Origin of the sequence: Devosia sp. (genome assembly GCF_030689745.1) — a bacterium.
Taxonomy (GTDB): domain Bacteria; phylum Pseudomonadota; class Alphaproteobacteria; order Rhizobiales; family Devosiaceae; genus Devosia; species Devosia alba.
The window spans coordinates 13,173-34,174 of record NZ_JAUYGL010000180.1 but is presented as its reverse complement, the minus strand read 5'-3'; the positions used below and the strand labels follow the sequence as shown (position 1 = coordinate 34,174).

19 protein-coding genes are annotated in these 21,002 nt (G+C 62.4%); 6 read left to right on the top strand and 13 right to left on the bottom strand.

The features are described 5' to 3' along the window. The 4 genes from Q8O80_RS15835 to Q8O80_RS15820 all read right to left on the bottom strand — a co-directional run. A partial coding sequence (locus tag Q8O80_RS15835) for an AAA family ATPase (protein WP_305580959.1) occupies positions 1-789 on the bottom strand: 789 nt, incomplete at its 3' end. Next, positions 786-1,472, bottom strand: a complete 687-nt coding sequence (gene tmk / locus Q8O80_RS15830) for a dTMP kinase (RefSeq protein WP_305580957.1) — start codon at positions 1,470-1,472, stop codon at positions 786-788. The genes Q8O80_RS15835 and tmk, both read right to left, overlap by 4 nt. A 21-nt stretch (positions 1,473-1,493) precedes the next feature. After that, positions 1,494-2,639, bottom strand: a complete 1,146-nt coding sequence (locus Q8O80_RS15825) for a D-alanyl-D-alanine carboxypeptidase family protein (protein ID WP_305580955.1) — start codon at positions 2,637-2,639, stop codon at positions 1,494-1,496. Positions 2,640-2,683: 44 nt separating this feature from the next. Next, the gene (locus tag Q8O80_RS15820; RefSeq protein WP_305580953.1) at positions 2,684-3,745 is read right to left on the bottom strand and encodes a septal ring lytic transglycosylase RlpA family protein; all 1,062 of its coding nucleotides are present in this window, start codon (positions 3,743-3,745) and stop codon (positions 2,684-2,686) included. A 241-nt stretch (positions 3,746-3,986) separates the two neighbouring features. Between Q8O80_RS15820 and metH the strand changes: the two genes are divergently transcribed. The 3 genes from metH to Q8O80_RS15805 all read left to right on the top strand — a co-directional run bounded on the left by metH (position 3,987) and on the right by Q8O80_RS15805 (position 9,104). Then, a complete protein-coding gene (metH, locus tag Q8O80_RS15815) occupies positions 3,987-7,742 on the top strand; it encodes a methionine synthase (protein ID WP_305580951.1) in 3,756 nt (1,251 codons plus the stop codon). A 3-nt stretch (positions 7,743-7,745) separates the two neighbouring features. Beyond that, complete coding sequence (locus Q8O80_RS15810; protein WP_305580949.1) at positions 7,746-8,096, top strand: hypothetical protein; 351 nt, start codon at positions 7,746-7,748, stop codon at positions 8,094-8,096. 63 nt (positions 8,097-8,159) lie between these two features. Further along, entirely contained in the window at positions 8,160-9,104 is a 945-nt protein-coding gene (locus Q8O80_RS15805; protein WP_305580947.1) for a patatin-like phospholipase family protein, read from the top strand. Between the two features lie 82 nt (positions 9,105-9,186). Here the strand turns inward: Q8O80_RS15805 and Q8O80_RS15800 are convergent, their stop codons facing one another. Together Q8O80_RS15800 and folD are read right to left on the bottom strand one after the other, a co-directional pair. Further along, complete coding sequence (locus tag Q8O80_RS15800) at positions 9,187-9,750, bottom strand: DUF1643 domain-containing protein (RefSeq protein ID WP_305580946.1); 564 nt, start codon at positions 9,748-9,750, stop codon at positions 9,187-9,189. After that, on the bottom strand, positions 9,747-10,649 hold the full coding sequence (gene folD, locus Q8O80_RS15795; protein WP_305580944.1) for a bifunctional methylenetetrahydrofolate dehydrogenase/methenyltetrahydrofolate cyclohydrolase FolD: 903 nt from the start codon (positions 10,647-10,649) through the stop codon (positions 9,747-9,749). Before folD ends, Q8O80_RS15800 begins: the two co-directional genes overlap by 4 nt. A 489-nt stretch (positions 10,650-11,138) precedes the next feature. Between folD and Q8O80_RS15790 the strand changes: the two genes are divergently transcribed. Continuing rightward, positions 11,139-12,614: an AMP nucleosidase gene (locus tag Q8O80_RS15790; protein ID WP_305580942.1), complete on the top strand. Its 1,476-nt coding sequence runs from the start codon at positions 11,139-11,141 to the stop codon at positions 12,612-12,614. 3 nt (positions 12,615-12,617) lie between these two features. On the opposite strand, the gene Q8O80_RS15785 is transcribed toward Q8O80_RS15790, so the two are convergent. Next, positions 12,618-13,250: an FMN-binding negative transcriptional regulator gene (locus Q8O80_RS15785; protein ID WP_305580967.1), complete on the bottom strand. Its 633-nt coding sequence runs from the start codon at positions 13,248-13,250 to the stop codon at positions 12,618-12,620. Between the two features lie 118 nt (positions 13,251-13,368). Then, complete coding sequence (gene eno / locus Q8O80_RS15780; RefSeq protein ID WP_305580940.1) at positions 13,369-14,646, bottom strand: phosphopyruvate hydratase; 1,278 nt, start codon at positions 14,644-14,646, stop codon at positions 13,369-13,371. A gap of 188 nt (positions 14,647-14,834) precedes the next feature. On the opposite strand from eno, the gene Q8O80_RS15775 reads away from it, so the two are divergent. Further along, entirely contained in the window at positions 14,835-15,266 is a 432-nt protein-coding gene (locus tag Q8O80_RS15775) for a VOC family protein (RefSeq protein ID WP_305580938.1), read from the top strand. 24 nt (positions 15,267-15,290) lie between these two features. Here Q8O80_RS15775 and Q8O80_RS15770 read toward each other — a convergent pair whose 3' ends face one another. The 5 genes from Q8O80_RS15770 to Q8O80_RS15750 form a co-directional block, all read right to left on the bottom strand. Then, complete coding sequence (locus Q8O80_RS15770; RefSeq protein ID WP_305580936.1) at positions 15,291-15,467, bottom strand: DUF4169 family protein; 177 nt, start codon at positions 15,465-15,467, stop codon at positions 15,291-15,293. A gap of 62 nt (positions 15,468-15,529) precedes the next feature. Beyond that, positions 15,530-16,024, bottom strand: a complete 495-nt coding sequence (locus Q8O80_RS15765) for a GNAT family N-acetyltransferase (RefSeq protein ID WP_305580934.1) — start codon at positions 16,022-16,024, stop codon at positions 15,530-15,532. Then, on the bottom strand, positions 16,024-17,652 hold the full coding sequence (locus Q8O80_RS15760) for a CTP synthase (protein WP_305580932.1): 1,629 nt from the start codon (positions 17,650-17,652) through the stop codon (positions 16,024-16,026). Before Q8O80_RS15760 ends, Q8O80_RS15765 begins: the two co-directional genes overlap by 1 nt. 111 nt (positions 17,653-17,763) lie before the next feature. Beyond that, the gene (secG, locus tag Q8O80_RS15755) at positions 17,764-18,219 is read right to left on the bottom strand and encodes a preprotein translocase subunit SecG (protein WP_305580930.1); all 456 of its coding nucleotides are present in this window, start codon (positions 18,217-18,219) and stop codon (positions 17,764-17,766) included. Positions 18,220-18,327: 108 nt separating this feature from the next. Next, a complete protein-coding gene (locus Q8O80_RS15750; protein ID WP_305580928.1) occupies positions 18,328-19,005 on the bottom strand; it encodes a triose-phosphate isomerase in 678 nt (225 codons plus the stop codon). A gap of 123 nt (positions 19,006-19,128) precedes the next feature. Here Q8O80_RS15750 and Q8O80_RS15745 point away from each other — a divergent pair, with 123 nt between their 5' ends. Continuing rightward, positions 19,129-21,000, top strand: a complete 1,872-nt coding sequence (locus tag Q8O80_RS15745) for a peptidylprolyl isomerase (RefSeq protein WP_305580926.1) — start codon at positions 19,129-19,131, stop codon at positions 20,998-21,000. Positions 21,001-21,002 lie beyond the last annotated feature (2 nt).

Below are 21,002 nucleotides of genomic sequence, written 5' to 3'. Positions count from 1 at the left end.
CCGGTCTCGGCTGAACTGTTGAGCCAGTTCTTGGGCGTATTGGAACCTACGCTCCAGCCCGCCGTCCAGCACCTGTAGCAAAGTGTCAAACCTGACCTGGCGCTCCTCCAGCAGCCTGGGGTTTGTGGCGGCGGCTATTGCCCACCCCAACCTACCGCCGGATATGCGGGCCAGCAGCCGAGCATCCTCCGGGGCAACGCTGTGCTCTTCGGTGAGCACTGCCACGAGCCTGTCTTCCGACAGGGGTCGCACCTCCAGCCGCCGACAACGGGAACGGATGGTAGAAAGCAGCGCCTCTTCTTGGGCCGTGGTGAGAAGCAGCAGTACGTGAGCCGGGGGCTCTTCCAGCGTCTTGAGCAGGGCATTGGCGGCCGATGGATTGCAGTCATCAATACTGTCGATGATGGCGACGCGGTGCCCTGCCCGGCCCCGTGTGTGGTGCAGCCCGTCGCGCAACTGGCGCACATCCTCGACACGGATGACGGTATAATAGCTCTTGGCGTCCTTGGGACGGCGGCGCAACAGCGAGACATTGGGATGGGACAGCGCGGCGATCTGTTCCTCGACGCGATGGGCGTCCTCATCGCCGGTGGCCGTCAGAATGGCAGCGGTCATTTCGAAGGCGAAGGTGGCCTTGCCGATGCCCATCGGCCCGTGCAGCAGAATGGCGCCAGGGAGCCGGCGGCTGGCGACCTGGCTGGCGATCCCCGCACGGGCCGCCGCGTGCCCGCGGGCCCGCTGGCGGCGCTCGGGTGGGGCTAGGCCGTCAAGTGCATTGGGGTCGGTCACGCTTGAGATCCGCGTAGCAGCTCGGGAAAGCGCTGGCGGACCACCTCCCAGATCGCGGCTTCCAGCGCGTCTTCATGCTGGGCCGCCGAAATCACGACGCAGCGCTCGGGATTGTTGCGGGCAATGGCCAGGAAGCCATCGCGCAACCTTATGTGCCAGTCGAGTTCCTCTTTCTCAAAGCGATCGCCGGTCAGAGCCAGCCCGTCTTCGACGGCCCGGTCGGCGACGCGCTTGAACGCGGCCACCGGGTCCATATCCAGCATAATCGTCAGATCGGGCGCGTGACCATCTAGGGCCAGGCTCTCCAGCGCATCGATCAGCTTGTCGTCGACGCCACCGGTCAGCCCCTGATAGGCTCGTGTGGAGTCATGGAAACGGTCGGACAGCACCCAGGTGCCGTTCGCCAGATTTGGCGCGATCAACTGATTGACGTGATCGAGGCGCGCGGCGGCAAACAACACCGCCTCGGCCCCTGCCCCCCAGCTTTCCGATCGTCCCTGCAGGATGAAGGAGCGGATGGCTTCGGCCTTTGGCGTACCGCCGGGCTCGCGCGTGCGCACCACCTCAATGGCGTGCCGCTGCAGGTTTTGCAGCAGCCGTTTGACCTGGGTGGATTTGCCGACGCCTTCACCACCTTCGAAGGTGATGAAGCGGGCACGATTGGCTTTGGGCGCTTCGAGCATGATGAGCGTTGTATCCGAGTCTCAGAGCCAGCCAAGGGCCAGTTGTCGCAAAGCGTCTGCAGCCTTGCGGGTAATACCCCCTTCGCCGACGGTTTCAGCGGCATAGAGCGGCGCCACCTGTACCAGTCGATCGTCGCAGAAGACACGCAGTTCGGCGATCTGGTCACCGGCATTGACCGGTGGCAGCAGCGGCGCGTCATAGCGCACTTCGGCGCTGAGGCATTTGCGCGAGCCTCGCGGCAGATAAAGCGCAACTTCGCCATTGCCGATCAGCCCGACGCTGCCCGATTCACCGCCATAGACATTGGCGTAGGCGACGATGGCGCCATCGGCATAGGCCGCCACGCGTTCAAAGGCCCGGGCACCCCAGGTGATCAGCTTGCGCCCCTCTTCGGTGCGTTCCGACATGGAAGTCAGGCCATGGATGACGGCGATCAGGCGGCGGCCACCCTCTTTGGTCGAAATCACCGAGCCATAACCTGCGGCTGCGGTGTGTCCGGTCTTGAGGCCATCCACGCCGATACCCAGTTCAACCAGCGAATTGCGGTTGGATTGCTTGATGCCGTTCCACTCCATCTCGGGCTCGGAGAAGTAGTGGTAGTATTGCGGGAATTCGCGGATCAGATAGCGCGCCAGATCCGCCAGGTCTCGCGCGGTGACCCGCATTTCCGGGTCAGGCAGACCAGCGGGATTGGTGAAGTGTGAGCCGGTCAGGCCAATATCCTCCCCCAGTTCATTCATCATGGCGGCAAAGCTGGCTTCCGAGCCGGCAATGCCTTCGGCCAGAATGATGGACGCGTCATTGCCCGACTGGATGATGACCGAGCGGACCAGGTCTTCGACCGAGATATTGGAGTTGAGCTCGGCGAACATGGTCGAACCGCCCGACGCAGCGCCGCCCGTGCGCCAGGCATGTTCGGAGACAAAGAACTCATCGCTGAGGCTGACGCGACCGAGACGGATTTCGTTGAAGACCACGGCAATGGTCATCAGTTTGGCCATGCTGGCCGGCTCCATGGGGAGGTCCGCGTCCTTCTGGAAGATGACCGTACCGGTCTCCTGATCCATCAGAATGGCGAATTTGGCCTTGGTATCGAAATTGGCCTGCGCCCAGGCAGACGCAGCCAGCGCCAGCACTATCGCCAGAATGTACCCGAGCCGTTTCACGCGCACTACCTCTCGTTTGCCGGCACAAATGCCGACAAAGAGAACTAATAGAGAATTATGTCGGTAAGGCCAAGTTGCCGCGCCATATCAAGGGCATCGACCCGGGCCACGCCAGGCTTGAGCTGGGTCAGGGTCAGGCGGGTCGCAGCCCGGCCATTGACAGTGACAGCTTCCTCGTCGACGGCGCCGAGCATGGCGAACTGTTGGGCCAGCGCAATGGCGTTGTCGTGATCGGCGAAGACGCCGAGCCCCAGCTTGATGGCGCGGGCGTCGACATCGACCGACTGCACCCATTCGTCAAGCGCGGTGGAGCGGGTCGCCATGGCAGTGACGGCAGCGTGTGCCGTACCTATGGCGATCTCTTGTTCTTGCGGTGTGGTGTCAGCGTAGGAGAACAGGCCACCAAAGAAATTGCCGGCAATGTCAGCCAGGCTATTGGTGTTGTCGGCATAGGCATAGCGGGTATTGCTGCTGCCGCCCACGATATCGGCCGGGCCGGAATAGCTGGCGAGCAGCATGCGGGTATCGTCGCCTTCCAGCGGTGCCGGACCGACATATTCGGCCCGGATCTGGGCGTGGCCATTGTTCACGTAACCGAGCATTTCGGCCGCACGATGCGACAGGTCCATGATGCGACCAGGCATGTAAGGCCCGCGGTCATTGACCCGCACCACGACTGAACGGCCATTTTCCTGATTGGTCACCCGAACATAGCTGGGCAGCGGCAGGGTCGGATGGGCGCCGGTGATGGCGTTGGCCGAGAAGATCTCGCCATTGGCGGTGCGGCGGCCATGGAAGTCGGAGCCATACCAGGAGGCCTCGCCGCTATCGGCGTAGTTCGGGTTCTCCTGCGGCACATAGACCTTGCCGCGCACCGTATAGGGCTTGCCGACCTGATAGCGGCCGCCACCCTTGGGCGGATTGGGGTTGGTGGTGACGCGGGGCGAGGAGGTAACGCCATATTCCTTGGAGCTGAAGGCCGAGCGTTTGACGGTGGCGCCGAGGTCGCCCATGCCGCAGGCGGCAAGGATCGGGGCGATCAGGGTCGCCAATGCGACCAGGCGGATGGCATGGCGCCAGGGTGTCATCACAGTACTCATACTCATAGGCCAACCTTGCTGCGAACGTCGAGTGTACCGCGATTGAACGGCGACTGCCCCCTCAGAACAGTTTTCTGGTTTAGGGGAGGTTAAGGACAACAGAATGTTAGCAGCGAGCGTGGCATTTGGGACGAATGCGCGACAGTTTGCGGACAATGGAGTTCGGGCCGGTCCCCGCTTGCGTTTTCGATGATATAAAGATATCTTTATGTCAAATCCGACGATCGTTGAACCGAGGTGAATGGCGATGAGCCTTTCCGAGCAGCAGCCCCCTATTCCCGACTGGACCGAAGTGCGGACCGCCCTGGCGCAAGCTGCCAGCGAACGCATTCTGATTCTGGACGGTGCCATGGGGACCATGCTGCAGCGGCTGAAGTTCACCGAAGAGAACTTCCGTGGTGAGCGCTTCATGGACTGGAAGTTGCCGCTACAGGGCAATAACGACCTGCTGGTTCTCACCGAGCCAAAGGCGGTCGAAGATATCCATTTCGACTATTACATGGCCGGCGCCGATATCGCCGAGACCAACACCTTCTCGGCAACCTCGGTGGCGCAGGCCGACTATGGCTGCGAAGACGCGGTCTATGAGATCAATTTCCAGGGCGTCGCTGTGGCACGCCGGGCGGCGTTGCGGGCCGAGGCTGCGGACGGGCGCCGCCGGTTTGTTGCCGGGGCGTTGGGGCCGACCAACAAGACCTCATCCATGTCGACCGATGTGAACAGCCCAGGCCATCGCTCGATCACCTTCGATCAATTGGTGGTCGCCTATGGCGAGGCCATTCGCGGGCTGGTCGATGCCGGCGCCGACCTGCTGCTGTTTGAGACCATTACCGATACGCTCAACACCAAGGCCGGCATTTTTGCGGCCCAGCGCTTGTTCGAGGAGCGCGGCATTGACGTGCCGATCATGCTGTCGGGCACGATTACCGATCGTTCGGGTCGCACGCTGTCAGGGCAAACGCCAACCGCGTTCTGGTATTCCCTGCGCCACGGCAAGCCGTTCACCGTCGGCTTGAACTGCGCGCTGGGTGCCGATCTGATGCGCGAGCATATTGCCGAACTGTCGGCGGTGGCCGATACGCTGATCTGCGCCTATCCCAATGCCGGCCTGCCCAATGAATTTGGCGGCTATGACGAGACGCCCGAACTGATGACGTCGCAGCTGGAGCAGTTTGCCAACGACGGCTTGCTCAATATCGTGGGCGGTTGCTGCGGTTCGACGCCCGACCATATTCGCGCCATCGCGCAAATGGCCAGCAAATACGCGCCACGCGTGGTGCCGGAGATCAAGCGCCAGCTGCGATTGTCGGGCCTTGAGGCGTTCACGCTGACCCCGGAAATTCCGTTCGTGAACGTTGGGGAGCGCACCAATGTCACCGGCTCGGCGCGCTTCCGCAAGCTGATCACCGCCGGCGACTATCATGCCGCGCTCGAAGTGGCGCGCGATCAGGTGGCCAATGGCGCCCAGATCATCGACATCAACATGGATGAAGGGCTGATCGACTCCAAACAGGTGATGATCGACTATCTCAACCTGCTGGCAGCCGAGCCCGACATTGCCAAAGTGCCGCTGATGATCGACAGCTCCAAATGGGATGTCATCGAGGCGGGCCTGAAATGCGTGCAGGGCAAGGCGCTGGTCAATTCCATTTCGATGAAGGAAGGCGAAGAAGCCTTCCTGCATTACGCCCGGCTGGTGCGCGCCTATGGCGCCGCAGTCGTGGTGATGGCGTTTGACGAGCAGGGCCAGGCCGATACCATCGAGCGCAAGGTCGCCATCTGCACCCGTGCCTACCAGTTGCTCACCGAAGAGGTCGGTTTTCCGCCCGAAGACATCGTGTTCGACCCCAATGTGTTCGCCGTGGCGACCGGCATTGAGGAGCACAATGGCTATGGCGTTGCCTTCATCGAGGCGACCAAGCAGATCACCGACACCCTGCCCCATGTGCATATTTCGGGCGGCATCTCGAACCTGAGCTTCTCGTTCCGCGGCAATGAGCCGGTGCGCGAGGCCATGCACGCGGTGTTCCTGTACTATGCCATCCAGAACGGCATGGACATGGGCATCGTCAATGCCGGGCAATTGGCGGTCTATGAGTCGATCGACCCCGAACTGCGCGACGCCTGTGAAGACGTGATCCTCAATCGGCGCGACGACGCCACCGATCGCCTGCTGGAAATTGCCGAGCGCTATCGGGGCGTAGCCGGCAAGGAAGCCGCAGCCAAGGATCTGAGCTGGCGCGAGAAACCGGTCGAGGACCGGATTGCCCACGCCCTGATCAATGGCATCACCGAATATATCGATGCCGATACCGAAGAGGCGCGGCAGAAGGCCGAGCGGCCGCTTCATGTCATCGAAGGCCCGCTCATGGCCGGCATGGGCATTGTTGGTGACCTGTTCGGCTCGGGCAAGATGTTCCTGCCCCAGGTGGTCAAATCGGCGCGGGTGATGAAGCAGGCGGTGGCGCTGCTGCTGCCCTATATGGAAGCCGAGAAGAATGCCGACGGCAATGCCACCGGCCGCAGGAGCGCCGGCAAGATTCTGATGGCGACGGTAAAGGGCGATGTGCATGACATCGGCAAGAACATCGTCGGCGTCGTGCTCAGCTGCAATAATTACGAGATCATCGATCTGGGCGTCATGGTGCCAGTGGCCAAGATATTGCAGACGGCCAAGGATGAGAATGTCGACATTATCGGGCTGTCCGGGCTGATCACCCCGTCGCTGGACGAGATGGTGCATGTGGCAGCCGAGATGGAGCGCGAGGGCTTTGACATTCCGCTGCTGATCGGCGGCGCCACCACCAGCCGCGTGCACACGGCGGTCAAGATCCACCCGCGCTATGATCGCGGCCAGACCGTGCATGTCAACGACGCCAGCAGGGCCGTGGGCGTGGTGGGCAATCTGCTGTCGCCCGAGACCAAGGTCAGCTTCATCGCCGACATCAAGGAGCAATATGCCAAGGCGGCAGCGGCGCACGAGCGGGCCGAGAGCGAGAAAAAGCGGGTGCCGCTGGCGACCGCCCGCGCCAACGCCTTCACGCCCGACTGGAGCGGATACACCCCACCCAAGCCGAGTTTTCTCGGCACCAGGGTGCTGAAAGACTTCAAGCTGGAAACGCTGGCGGAATATATCGACTGGACTCCCTTCTTCCAGACCTGGGAGCTCAAGGGTCGCTATCCGGCGATCCTGCAGGATGAACGACAGGGCGAGGCAGCGCGGCAATTGTTCGACGATGCCCAGGCCATGCTCAAGCAGATCATCGAGGAAAAGTGGTTTGTGCCGCGCGCCGTGGCCGGTTTCTGGCCCGCCAATGCCGTCGGTGACGACATACGCCTGTACAAGGATGAGGGCCGCACCGACGAGTTGGCGACCCTGTTCACCCTGCGCCAGCAGTTGAGTAAGCGCGATGGCAAGGCCCATATGGCGCTGGCTGATTTCGTCGGTCCTGCCGGCGTACCGGACTATATCGGCGCCTTCGTGGTGACGGCCGGCATCGAGGAGGTGGCGATTGCCGAGCGCTTCGAGCGGGCCAATGACGACTATTCGTCCATTCTGGTCAAGGCGCTGGCCGACCGTTTCGCCGAAGCGCTGGCCGAAGCACTGCACGAGCGCGTGCGCAAGGAATTCTGGAGCTATGGGGCTGACGAGGCCTTCACGCCCGAAGAACTGGCTGCCGAGCCCTATCGGGGCATCCGCCCGGCGCCCGGCTATCCGGCGCAGCCTGACCATACCGAAAAGACCACGCTGTTCCGCCTGCTTGATGCCGAACAGACGGTGGGCGTGACGCTGACCGAAAGCTACGCCATGTGGCCCGGATCGTCGGTCTCGGGGATCTATATGAGCCACCCAGACGCCTATTATTTCGGCGTTGCCAAGGTGGAGCGGGATCAGGTGCTCGACTATGCCGCGCGCAAAGGCATGAAGCTGGAAGATGTCGAGCGTTGGCTGGGCCCGATCCTGAACTACATTCCCGGCCCGGCGATTGTGGCAGCGGAGTAGCGCGTGGCCAAGGTCGACCCCATACCCGTGGTTATGGTCACGCAAGCCGGGCAATTGCTGGCGCTTGGCCCCAATACCGCCCTGCTCCGCCTGCCCGCCAATAGCGGGCATGGCCATGCCGATGGGCAGCACTGCGTGGCCTGCGCAGCGCACTCCGATGTAAGGGCCCGGCTGTTTGATATGCTCGAAGAGGTCAAGCGCGTTACGCGGCCGGCATTCACGCAGGTGATCGTCGATGCCAGCGCGGTGGCAGATCCGACCGCGGTAGTGGCGGCGCTGACCGGCAAATTGCCGGCGCAGGCACTGCGTGACCACACGGTGGCCCGGCTGTTCTATCTGGCGGACGTGGCCTGAAGGTCCCTTCCCCCGACCTGGGTCGTCGCCTATCGTGCGCCAAACCGTGTCGGGAGATCAATTATGGCCAAACCATCCATTGCCTTGGCGCTGGGTAGCGGCGCAGCGCGGGGCTGGGCCCATATCGGCGTGATCGATGCCCTGCTGGAAGCCGGCATCAAACCTGACATTGTCTGCGGCACCTCGATGGGCGCCCTGGTCGGGTCGGTCTATGCCAGTGGACGGCTGGAGGCCTTGCGCGACTGGGCCATGGGCGCTGACTGGCGTTCGGTGGCGGCCATGGTTGATGTCGGCCTGCTGGGCGGTGGTCTGGTGGACGGCGTGCACATCGTCAAATGGCTCACCGGCATGGGCCTGCCCGAGAACATCGAAGACCTCAAACTGCCGTTCACCGCGGTGGCGACCGATATCAGCACGGGGCGCGAGATCTGGCTGCAGTCGGGGCCGCTGGCCACCGCTGTGCGGGCCTCGATCGGCATGCCGGGCGTGTTCAGCCCCACCAAGATCGACGGGCGCTGGCTGTCGGATGGGGGTCTGGTCAACCCGGTGCCTGTCTCGGTCTGCCGGGCGATGGGCGCCGATTTCATCATTGCGGTCAATCTGAATGAGGACCTGCTGGGACGCCGGCTGGTGATTGAGCCCGATGTACTGCCCGATGAGGCTGAGCAAGCCGGCGAAGCGGCCAAGCCCGAAGGCATTTTGGCCTTGATAGCGTCCATTCCGGCGTCGGTGCGGGAGCAGATGTCGTCGCTGAACTTTTTCGGCGCCGGCAGCAACACGCCGGGCTATTTCGACTTGCTGACCAATGCCATCGACATCATGCAGGATCACATCACCCGCTCGCGGCTGGCCGGCGAGCCACCGCATGCCATGGTGGCGCCACGGGTGGCCGAGATCGGCCTGATGGATTTTCACCGGGCAGCCGAGTCGATTGCCGCGGGGCGCGCGGCCGTCGAGCAGATACTGCCGGTCATCGAAGTCAAGCTTAACGGGCGCAGCCGGCTCTAGAGCGTTTTCAGCAAAAGTGGCGCCAGCGCGACCAATCAAAGACCTGGGGCAATTCAGCATTTCAGCGCAACGGTGAATTGCTCTAGCGGGCGGCGTCCACGGACGGAAATGGCACCAGTTGCGTGTCGGCGCGCAGATAGAGTGGGTGTTTGGGGGAGCCGTCGGCATTGGTGCCAAAGCACCACAGCTTGATCCCGTCATTGCGCAGGGTTTGCACCAGTTCCGCCCCGGCGGCCGCCAAAGCCTTGTTGAGCTTGCCGTGGCACAATACGACGCGATCAGCGCCCGCCGCGGCCGCCCGCAGGGAGGGCAGGTTCGCTTCCGAGACAGCGACAATGCCGGGCATCAGCAACATTTTGGGATGGGTCGCCCGATAGTCGCCCACATTGCCTTTCGCCATGCCCGTATAGCCCTCGCGCTGGGCGAAACTCCATTCACGGGCACAGGTGGGGTCGTTGACCGTGGCGTCGGCCGTCGACGGGTTCATGCCGATAAACAGAATGTAGCGGTCAGGGAAGCTGTCGCCCAGCCAGCGGCGCATGATCTGCCGGTGGCGCCCATCCGCGCTGAACGCGGCATCGCCCTTGACGCCCGGCATCAGCGCCAGGCGCACCTTGCCGCCGGGGTCGTGAGCGGCAGCATTCATGCCGTCAAATCGCTCGGGGGCACCAGGCCATTGATCAACGAGGCGGTGGTGACGGTATTGGCCAGCAGGCAGGCAATGGTCATCGGGCCAACGCCGCCCGGGACCGGGGTGATGGCGCCAGCGATCTCTGCGGCTTCGGCAAAGGCCACGTCGCCCAGCAGGCGCGTCTTGCCTTCGCCCCGCTCGGGGGCGTCGATGCGGTTGATGCCGACATCGATCACAGTGGCCCCTGGCTTGATCCAGTCGCCCTTGACCATTTCAGGACGACCGACGGCGGCGACGACGATATCGGCCTGACGGACGATGGACGGCAGATCGCGCGTTCGGGAATGAGCGATGGTGACGGTGCAGTTCTCGCGCAGCAGCAATTGGGCGATCGGCTTGCCGACCAGATTGGAGCGGCCGACGACCACGGCGTGCAGGCCCGACAGGTCGCCCAACTGGTCGCGCAGCAGCATCAGGCAGCCCAGCGGCGTACAGGACACCGGGCCTGGCAGGCCAATGGCCAGCTTGCCGACGCTGGCCGGGGTGAAGCAATCGACATCCTTGGCCGGGTCGATGGTCTGGATGATCTTTTGCGGATCGATATGATCAGGCACCGGCAGTTGGACGAGAATGCCGTGGATGGCCGGGTCGGCATTGAGCTTTTCGATCAGCGCCAGCACTTCGGCCTCGCTGACCGTCTCGGCCAGTTCGTATTTTTCCGAATGCATGCCGACGGCGACGGTCTGCTTGGCCTTTTGCGCCACATAGACCTGGCTGCCCGGATCATGACCGACAATTACCACGGCAAGGCCGGGGGTGATGCCGTGCTCGCTCTTGAGACGCTCCACATGGCCGGCAATGCGACCGCGCAGACCCTCGGCAAAGCTCTTACCGTCGATGATGCTGGCCGTCATGTCTTGCCTCATTTTGGGAGCAGAATTGGAACTGGCCGCAGCAATAGGAAATGCCGGGGCGCTCGTCTATGGTTTTGCTCTTAAAATGGGAGTGAGATCGCCGTGCCCGGACAAAAATCCCAACCCGAGGGTAGCGTTCGGGTCTGGCAGACAAAAAAGGGCCACCAAAACATCTCTGTTCTGGTGGCCCTGGGGAATGCCGGTCTACCGCACTGTTGAGGGCTTGGGGGACAAGCGGCCAACACAACACTCCTCGCTCACCGGTTGCATGGGTCGTTTGCGATGCCAGTGAACTGGGTATCAAGATGGTGGCCAATTGCGGCGATAAAAGTGCTGGTCACTCCGATGTGAAGGGCTGCCGGAAAGGCGCCCGCAGTTGAAGCGGCGCCGAGAAGCTGTCATCACAAAAGACTAGACGTTGCACACCATGCGGCGCGATTCCGCCCAAGCGGGTTCAATCCGGAACCCGCGAGATGAAAGAGCAAGAACATGACCACGATCAGCCCGCCACGCGCCGAGACGCAATCCTTCACCGACCCCGAGAAGGCGTGGGCCTATCTTGCCGAAATCTATCACCGCAATACCGGATTCATCCGCAGCCATCTGGCATCGCTGGCCAAGGGCATCGTGCCACCGGGCCAGGTGCGGGCCTGCTATCCACAGATCGAGGTACGGTCGACCAGCTATAGCCGCAGCGAAAGCACCCTGCCCTATGGGTTCCTGCATACCCCGGGCATCTATCGCACGACGGTGACGGCGCCCGATCTGTTTCGCAATTATTTCCAGGACCAGTTTGCGGTGATCCTGAAGAATCACGGCGGCACCATCGACATCGGGGAATCCGACACCCCCATCCCGCTGCATTTCGCCGTGCCGGCCAATGAGCGGATCGATGGGGAAGCGCTCAATGCGCTCAATATCCCGCTGCGCGATGTGTTCGACGCGCCCGACCTGGGCAATACCGATGACGAAATCGCCAATGGCACTTTTGTGCCGCCGCGCGGCGGGCCCTATCCGCTGGCCGCGTTCACGGCGCCGCGGGTGGATTATTCGCTGTTCCGGCTGAGCCACTATACCGGCACCGACGCCAGCCATTTCCAGAACTTCGTCATCTTCACCAATTACGCCTTCTACATCGACGAGTTCTGCCGCGTCGCCAAGCAGTACCTGGCCGATGGCCATACCCATTACGAGAGCTTCATCGAGCCGGGCAATGTGGTGACCGACAATGCCCTGGCCGGTGGCAAGGTGGCGGGCACCTCGCCTGCCCGCGCGCCGCAGATGCCGGCCTATCACCTGACCGCCCCCAATGGCCGTGGTATCACCATGGTCAATATCGGCGTCGGCCCATCCAACGCCAAGACCATCACCGACCATATCGCCGTGCTACGCCCGCATGCCTGGATCATGCTGGGGCACTGCGCAGGCCTGCGCAATTCCCAGGAGCTGGGCGATTATGTGCTGGCCCACGCCTATGTGCGCGAGGACCATGTGCTCGACGCCGATCTGCCGCTGTCGGTGCCGATTCCGGCACTGGCAGAAGTGCAGGTGGCGCTCGAGCAGGCGGTGCACGAGATCACCCAGACCGAGGGGCTCGAAACCAAAAAGATCATGCGTACCGGCACGGTGGCGACGTTTGATAATCGCAACTGGGAACTGCGCGATCAGACCGAGATCACCCAACGACTGAGTCAGTCGCGCGCGGTTGCACTGGACATGGAGAGCGCCACCATTGCCGCCAATGGTTTCCGCTTCCGCGTGCCCTATGGCACCCTGCTGTGTGTGTCGGACAAGCCGCTGCATGGCGAGCTCAAGCTGCCCGGCATGGCCTCGGATTTCTATCGCACCCAGATCAACCGGCATCTTCTGATTGGCCTGCGCGCCATGGAAATCCTGCGCGACCAGCCGGCAGAGCGGCTGCACTCCCGCAAGCTGCGCAGCTTTGCCGAGACGGCGTTCCAGTAGCCGCTAGAGGCCGTTGCGGGCCTTGACCATAGCGAGGTGATCGGTGGATCCGGCCTCGTTCGCGAGCCCTGCGGCCACGCCATTTCGATCGGATTCGGCCCGATTCTGGCTGAACTTGAACTTGCCCTCAATGGTACTGACGGCGATCTCGACCCCGACAATGCCGCGTAGTTGCCCGGCAATGAAGGCGTCTGGTGCGTCGCTGACCGACCAGGGGCGCGGCCGCTCCAGTTCGTGTGCGTCCGACAGGGCCGATACATTGGCGTGCAGCCATGCCGGGTCCTCCATGACGCGAGCAGTGCCGCGCACCTGCACCACGGCATAGTTCCAGGTCGGCACGACCTTGCCGTGCTCGGCCTTGGACTTGTACCAGGACGGGGTGACATAGCCGTCGGCGCCCTGGAACACGATCAGAGTTTCGGCGCCGTCGCGCAGCGCGTGCCACTGCGTGTTGCCGCGCGACAAATGGCAGCGCATCACGCCTTTGTCGCCCTCCTGCGCATAGGCAAGAAACGGGATCGGGTTGGCCAAGAGGCCCGCCTCGCCTGCGGAGATCAACAGCCCGAGCGGATGTGCGCCGATGAAGGCGTAGAGAGATGCATGATCGTCTTCGCGGAAGGCCGGCAGCTGGTACATGACGGCCAAATTAGCGTGGCTCCACGATCGGCAGCAAGGGGCGGCGAACGCAAACGTCGCAGACAAGCAAAAAAAGCCCGGCATCACTGCCGGGCCTTGTCGTTCAGTCTTGCGACAATCAGCGGCCCTTGACCACCGAGTAGCCGGCATATTTGGCCGAGGAGCCGAGCTGCTCTTCGATGCGGATCAGCTGGTTGTACTTGGCCAAACGATCCGAACGGCTGAGCGAGCCAGTCTTGATCTGACCGCAGTTGAGCGCGACGGCGAGGTCGGCAATGGTCGAATCTTCGGTTTCGCCCGAGCGATGCGACATCACCGAGGTGTAGCCGGCGCGGTGCGCGGTATCGACGGCGTTCAGCGTCTCCGAAAGCGAACCGATTTGGTTGACCTTGACCAGGATGGAGTTTGCCACGCCCATCTTGATGCCCGAGACAAGGCGCTCGGTATTGGTGACAAACAGATCGTCGCCGACCAGTTGCACCTTGTCGCCAATCGCTTCGGTCAGGGCCTTCCAGCCCTCCCAATCGTCTTCGCCCATGCCATCTTCAATGGTGATGATCGGGAAGCGGGCGGCCAAATCGGCCAGGAAGCGGACGTTTTCTTCCGAGGTGAGCGACTTGCCCTCGCCGACCATCTCGTATTTGCCGTTCTTGTAATATTCGGTGGCAGCGCAGTCGAGGCCGAGGAACACGTCCTCGCCAGGCTTGTAGCCGGCCTTTTCGATCGAGCGCATGATGAAGCCGAGCGCTTCGTCGGCTGATTTCAGATTGGGCGCGAAGCCGCCCTCGTCGCCCACCGAGGTGTTGAAGCCTTCGGCCGAGAGATTCTTCTTCAGCGTATGGAAGATTTCCGAACCGATGCGGACGGCGTCGGCCAGGTTTTCCGCACCGGCCGGCAGGATCATGAATTCCTGCATGTCGATGGGATTATCGGCATGCTCGCCGCCATTGATGATGTTCATCATCGGCACTGGCAGCACATGGGCGTTGGGGCCGCCGATATAGCGATAGAATGGTAGTTCGCTCGACTCGGCAGCCGCCTTGGCGACGGCCAGCGACACGCCAAGAATGGCGTTGGCGCCGAGGCGCGACTTGTTGGGAGTGCCATCGAGGTCGATCATGGCCTGATCGACGCCGATCTGGTCGAGTGCATCCATGCCCTGGATCTCGTCGAAGATCACCGAATTGACGTTCTCGACCGCCTGGGTCACGCCCTTGCCCGAGTACTTCTTGCCGCCATCGCGCAGCTCAACGGCTTCATGCGCGCCCGTGGAAGCGCCCGAGGGCACGGCGGCGCGACCGAAGCTGCCATCGTCGAGCACCACATCAACTTCGACCGTGGGATTGCCGCGGCTGTCATAGATCTGGCGGCCGTTGACGTGGATGATTGAAGACATGGAAAGCCCTTCCGGTGTGGGTTATCTCGATTACTGGCCCTGTGTTAGCCGCCCCCCATGACAGTGAAAAGAGGGCAGCAGCACAAAATGGCTGTTTAATTGATGGTTCGGGCACATATCGCGGTTTTTGACCTGTTTCGGTCGGTTAGGCTGGCGGCACTGCAGCAAGAGATTCGCGGAGCAATTGCATGACCAAAGCCCTGATCAAACAGCTCGCCCATACCTGCATTTTCGCGCACGATCTGGACGCTACCGAGGCGTTTTACCGCGACGTGTTCGGCATCCCGACCGCCTTCACCTTCATGCGGGGCGATGACCGGATCGGCTACTATCTCGATCTGGGTGGCCGCACCTTTATCGAGGTGTTCAGCAAGGCCAGTGCCAAATTCGACGAGACCAACCAGATCAACCATATCTGCCTCGAAACCGAGGATCTCGATGGCTTGCTCGCCCATGTGCGGGGTCAGGGCGTCGAGATCACCGACAAGAAGCTGGGCGTGGACGGGACCTGGCAGGCCTGGACCAGCGATCCCAATGGGGTGAAGCTGGAAATCTTTGAGTACACAGCGGGCAGTCTGCAGTTCAAGCCGCATGGCGGCGTTTGTCAGGTGAACTGGTAGCCGATCGCTGACCGGATCGCCTGGCTAGTCGTCGCGCTTGTGGCCATCGATACGCTTGTCGGCCAGCGCCTGTTCGGCGGCCGACAACTGTTTTTCGGCCTTGCTGCGGCCGAATTTGATGCGGTTCTGTTCGGCGGCGGTGGCCTTGTCGGCCCGGGCCTTCTGCTTGCGGACATTGCGCAGATTGATGATCTCGGCCATGGGCGGCTCCGGGGGCTTTCCGCCCATGGTTAGCATGACCCAGGCGGGTCAGCCAACACCCATCAGGGACGCGGCAAGGTCAGATAGACGCTGTCGCACCACTGCTCGCCCAACAGGAAGGTATTGGCGGCACGTCCGGTCTCGACAAAGCCCAGCTTGGCCAGCGTGTTGAGCGATCCCAGATTGCGCGGGTCCACGTCGGCCTTGAGTTCGGTGGCGTCCGTCACGGCAAAGATGTGGGCAATGGCGGCGCGCGACGCTTCGGTAGCGTAACCCTGCCCCCAATGGTCGGGATGGATGATGAAGCCGAAATCGGGCAGGCGCCCTGCCCCGACTTCGCCGATCAGTTGGCCATCGCGTTCAATGACGAAGTGTTCGCCCCCGCTCTGCTCGCGCGCCACCATCCGCGCCAGCCAGGCCTCGGTGACGTCCAGATCGGCATGCGGCAGCGTCGACCAGTAGCGCATGGCCGCCGGATTTGAGGTTATCCCGAAGAAGGCCTCAAGATCGGTCATGGCGGGCCGGCGCAGCGTGAGACGCGCCGTCCGCAGCAGCATCAGACCAGCCGGCTCTGATCCATCGCCGCAGCGATGAAGCTGGCAAACAGGGGATGAGGCTCGAACGGCTTGGACTTCAGCTCGGGGTGGAACTGCACGCCGATGAACCATGGGTGGTCGGTCCGCTCAACGATTTCGGGCAGCGTGCCATCGGGCGAGACGCCGGAGAACAGCAGGCCGTTCTTTTCGAGCAGCTTGCGATAATCCATGTTCACCTCATAGCGGTGACGGTGGCGCTCGGAAATACGGGTGGTGCCATAGATGTCGGCGACGCGGCTGCCCCGGGTTAGCTGGGCCGGATAGGCGCCAAGGCGCATCGTGCCGCCCAGATCGCCCTCGGTGGCGCGCTTTTCAGTGTCATTGCCCTTCACCCACTCGGTCATGATGCCGACAATGGGCTCCTTGGTGGGGCCAAATTCGGTGGACGAGGCGTTCCTGATGCCAGCGGTATTGCGGGCCGCCTCGATGCAGGCCATCTGCATGCCAAAGCAGATGCCGAAATACGGCACATCCTTGACGCGGGCAAACCGGGCTGCCTCGATCTTGCCGGCCGAACCGCGCTCACCAAAGCCGCCAGGCACCAGAATGCCGTGCACATGTTCCAGATAGGGCGCCGGATCGTCGCGCTCGAACACTTCGGAATCGATCCACTGCAGATTGACCTTCACCTTGTTGGCAATGCCACCATGGGTGAGCGCTTCCGAGAGCGATTTATAGGCGTCCTTGAGGCCGGTATATTTGCCGACGATGGCGATATTGACCTCGCCTTCGGGGCTATGCAGGCGGGTAGACACCTCCTGCCAGGCCTTGAGATCGGGTTCGGGCGCGTCGGTAATGCCAAAAGTTGCCAGCACTTCGCGGTCCAGACCCTCATGGTGATAGGCCAGCGGCACATCGTAGATCGAACTGACGTCCAGCCCCTGGATAACGGCAGATTCGCGCACGTTGCAGAACAGCGACAGCTTCTTCTTCTCGCCCTCGGGAATCGGGCGATCGCAGCGCACCAGCAGCACGTCGGGCGCAATGCCGATGGAGCGCAATTCCTTGACCGAATGTTGGGTCGGCTTGGTCTTGAGCTCGCCGGCCGAGGCAATATAGGGCATCAGCGTCAGATGCAGATAGCAGGCATCGCCCCGGGGCAGATCATTGCCGAGCTGACGAATGGCCTCAAAGAACGGCAGGCCTTCAATATCGCCGACAGTGCCGCCGATCTCCACCAGCACGAAATCGAACTCGTCATTGCCTTCGAGCACGAAGTCCTTGATGGCGTCGGTAACGTGGGGAATGACCTGAACGGTGGCGCCGAGATACTCGCCCCGGCGCTCCTTGGCCAGAATGTCGGAATAGATGCGACCGGTGGTGATATTGTCGCGCTTGTTGGCCGCACGGCCGGTAAAGCGCTCATAATGGCCCAGATCGAGGTCGGTCTCGGCACCATCATCGGTAACGAAGACTTCGCCGTGCTGGGTGGGCGACATCGTGCCCGGATCGATGTTGAGATAGGGGTCAAGCTTGCGCAGGCGCACCTTGTAGCCGCGCGCTTGCAGGACTGCGCCAAGCGCCGCCGATGCAAGTCCTTTACCCAATGAGGAGACCACGCCTCCGGTGATGAATACGTACCGAGCCATGGGCGCTCACCTTAATCTCATCAGCATCGATTCGTAGAGTGCTTCTGCAGCCCTACACAAAAAGAAGAAGGGGATGTTGCCATCCCCCTCAATCGTCGTGCCTTGCGGCGGTTAGTTGCTTGCCGGAGCAGCCGGCGTCTCAGCGGGTGCCTCGGGCACCGGCAGAGCATCGCTCTGGCCCGCCCCAGCATCAGCAGCCGGCGCGGCAGGCGTGGTCGGAGCCGGTACGGGCAGATCACTTGGGGTATCGCCCTGCAGCGAATTGAGCGCATCAAGCACGCTGGCCGGGGCGGCTTCGCCGTCGGTGGTTGTCGCCCGATCGAGAATGCCCGAACTGCCACGATCGAGTTCGTTGATAACCGTCAGGCCAATTGCGGTGGCAAAGAACAGCGCCGCCAGAACAGCGGTCGTACGCGTCAGCAGGTTCGACGAACTGCGTGCCGTCATCAGGCCGCCGCCGCCGCCACCACCAATGCCCAGCGCGCCGCCCTCGGACCGCTGCAGCAGAATAACTGCAATCAGCGCCAGGACGATCAGCAGATAGGCCACAATCAGGACGTTCGCCATCGTGTCTCAGTCTATTGGTCTGTCAAAAGTTGGCGCGTCATACACGCCCCATGCCGAAAATGCCAGAGGCCGGGCGGATTTTCCGACCAGCCTTTGGCGCTCACGGCGCTATACGGCGGAGATAATGGTGTAGAAGTCTTTTGCCAAGAGGCTGGCGCCGCCAACCAGGCCGCCATTGACGTTTTCCACTGCCAGAATCTCGCGCGCATTCTGCGGCTTGAGCGAGCCACCATAGAGAATGCGCATTGTCGGGCCCTGCTCGGGGAAACGCGCACTCAATTGCTGGCGGATCGCGCCATGCATGCGGGCAATATCCTCATTGGTGGGCGTGCGGCCCGTCCCAATGGCCCAGATGGGCTCGTAGGCCACAATGACGTCATGAAAATTGGCCGCCTCGGGAACGGAAGCCGCCAATTGGGCTGCCACGACCGCTTCGGCCTTGGCGCGCACCTGATCGTCGGTTTCGCCATGATCGGCGCGGCGCTCGGAATGACCAACTATGACATATTGCGCACCGGCATCGGCTAGCATGCTGGCCGAAATATCGCCGGTATGAGCGCCCTGCGCCTGGGTGTGACAATCCTGTCCACCGGCCTGGATGCCGGCTGTCGCCCCGAGCTGGGCGACCTCGGACAGGATAGTGGCAGGCGGGCAGATCACCACAATGGCGCGCGGGTTTTCGCCGGAGATGAGCATGTGGGCCAGGCTCGCCAACTCGTCCAGCGAGCCCCGCAAACCGTTCATTTTCCAGTTGCCGGCGATCAGCGGCGAAATTGTCGTGGTCACTGTTTGCTACTCCTACCTCTTGCACCGGAACGGGGATTGCCCTAACCCCGGCTGTCAACATGGATTACTACTGCCCTGCCGCCACTGCGGTAAAGGCCCAAGTCTCTGAACGGAACGTCCGATATGCTCGATAGTTTGCGTGGTTTTGCTAAATCCTGGGCCGGCAAGATCTTGGGGGCGTTCCTTCTGGTTGGCTTGGCCGGGTTCGGCATCAACAATGTGATTACCGATTTGGGCACCAATACCGTGGCCCGCGTCGGCGATGCCGAGATCGACTCGCGCACCTTCCTGCGTGCCTACGAGCGTCAGCTCAATCAGGTTGCCCAGCAATTGGGATCGGTGCCGACTGCCGAGCAGGCGATGAGCCTGGGCATTCCCTCAATGGTTCTGCAGAACCTCGCCCAGGATGCGGCGCTCGACCAACTGGCCGACGATTTCGGCGTCGGCGCTTCCGAAGCCAAGCTCAGCGAATTGCTGCGGGCCGATCCATCGTTCCAGGGCACGCTGGGGGCATTTGATCCACAGGCCTTTACCCAGGTGTTGCGCCAGAACGGCTTGACCGAAGCGCAGTATTTCGAGGACCAGAGCAATGTGGCCCGCCGCGAGCAAGTGGTTCTGAGCCTGTTCGCCGACACCGGCATGCCACAGACCGCCTCAAGCCTGATCAACCGCTATGTCGCCGATCAGCGGACAGTCGATTTCTTTGTGCTGGGCGACACCAATGTCGACACTCCCGCAGTGCCGACCGAGGACGAACTGGCGGCTTATCTCAGCGAGCATCAGGGCGAGTTCCGGACCGTCGAGAGCCGGACCGTACAAATGCTGCGCCTTTCGCCAGCCGATCTGGCCGCGACCAAGACCATTGGCGATGACGCCATTGCCGCCGAATATGAGCGCACCAAGGCCGGCCTGACCAAGGCCGAGCGCCGCACCATTCAGCAGGTTGTGCTCAACGACGCGCAGGTGGCAGCGTTTGAAGCCGGTCTTGCCGCTGGCACGCCGTTTGAAACCCTGGTGAGCGACAACGCTCTGACGGCAACCGATCTGGGGAGCCTCGCTGAGGCCGACATCAGCGATGCCAATCTGGCCACGGCGGCCTTTGGCCTCGCCGACGGCGAGTTTGCCATCATCGACGGGGTGACCGGCAAGCGCGCGGTGCATGTTTCGGCCATTGAGGCCGGTGGGGTGCCGAGCCTGGCCGAAGCACGCGAGCAGATCGCCCAGAATTTGGCGCGCAGCCAGGCGCGCGACGAAGTTGCCGACGTGCAGGATCAGGTCGAGGAACTGCGCGCCGCTTTCCGCCCGCTGAGCGAAATCGCCGCGCGTTTTGGTCTGGACATCTATGAGGCCGATGTAACCGCCAGCGGCGCGGAACTGAACGTCTTGCCCGAGCTGGATCCTGCTGACGCCAGCCGGATCAGCCAGGCCATTTTCAAGGCCGAAAAGGGCCAGTTGACCGCGGCCATTCCACTGGCTGGCAGCGGTAACCTCTATTTTGACCTCATCGCCATCGAACCTGCGCGCGACCAGACCCTGGACGAAGTGCGCGAGGACGTGCTGGCCGCGCTGACTGCCGAACGCACCAATGCCGCCCTGCTGGCGGCCAGTGCGGACGCTGTGGCCAAGCTTGATGCCGGCACGCCGATTGCCGATGTGGCCGCGAGCTACAATGTGTTTCCACAGTTGAGTACGCCGTTCTCGCGCTTTGGTGCTGCCGATGGCAGCATTGATGGCGTGGTGGCGGGTGCAGCCTTTGCCGGTGGCAGCGACCATCATGGTTCCGCGCTCAACGAGTCAGGCGAGTACGTCGTATTCCAGGTGGTCGATGTGATTGCGGGCGAAGGGCCTCTCGATCCAGCCGCCCAGGCCAATCTGGAAAACGAAGCGCGCGTCGGTCTCTATGGTGAGTTCGTCACGGCCATTCGCGACGATGCCGGCCTGCGCGTCAACCAGCAGGCCCTGCAGCAGACGCTGGCGATCAATACCGGCCTGTAACC

Coding starts and splice junctions, on each gene's coding strand:
- tmk (WP_305580957.1), bottom strand. CDS start 1,472: ATGCTCGAAGCGCCCAAAGCCAATCGTGCCCGCTTCATCACCTTCGAA.
- Q8O80_RS15820 (WP_305580953.1), bottom strand. CDS start 3,745: ATGAGTATGAGTACTGTGATGACACCCTGGCGCCATGCCATCCGCCTG.
- metH (WP_305580951.1), top strand. CDS start 3,987: ATGAGCCTTTCCGAGCAGCAGCCCCCTATTCCCGACTGGACCGAAGTG.
- Q8O80_RS15805 (WP_305580947.1), top strand. CDS start 8,160: ATGGCCAAACCATCCATTGCCTTGGCGCTGGGTAGCGGCGCAGCGCGG.
- Q8O80_RS15800 (WP_305580946.1), bottom strand. CDS start 9,750: ATGAATGCTGCCGCTCACGACCCCGGCGGCAAGGTGCGCCTGGCGCTG.
- folD (WP_305580944.1), bottom strand. CDS start 10,649: ATGACGGCCAGCATCATCGACGGTAAGAGCTTTGCCGAGGGTCTGCGC.
- Q8O80_RS15790 (WP_305580942.1), top strand. CDS start 11,139: ATGACCACGATCAGCCCGCCACGCGCCGAGACGCAATCCTTCACCGAC.
- Q8O80_RS15785 (WP_305580967.1), bottom strand. CDS start 13,250: ATGTACCAGCTGCCGGCCTTCCGCGAAGACGATCATGCATCTCTCTAC.
- eno (WP_305580940.1), bottom strand. CDS start 14,646: ATGTCTTCAATCATCCACGTCAACGGCCGCCAGATCTATGACAGCCGC.
- Q8O80_RS15775 (WP_305580938.1), top strand. CDS start 14,835: ATGACCAAAGCCCTGATCAAACAGCTCGCCCATACCTGCATTTTCGCG.
- Q8O80_RS15770 (WP_305580936.1), bottom strand. CDS start 15,467: ATGGCCGAGATCATCAATCTGCGCAATGTCCGCAAGCAGAAGGCCCGG.
- Q8O80_RS15765 (WP_305580934.1), bottom strand. CDS start 16,024: ATGCTGCTGCGGACGGCGCGTCTCACGCTGCGCCGGCCCGCCATGACC.
- Q8O80_RS15760 (WP_305580932.1), bottom strand. CDS start 17,652: ATGGCTCGGTACGTATTCATCACCGGAGGCGTGGTCTCCTCATTGGGT.
- secG (WP_305580930.1), bottom strand. CDS start 18,219: ATGGCGAACGTCCTGATTGTGGCCTATCTGCTGATCGTCCTGGCGCTG.
- Q8O80_RS15745 (WP_305580926.1), top strand. CDS start 19,129: ATGCTCGATAGTTTGCGTGGTTTTGCTAAATCCTGGGCCGGCAAGATC.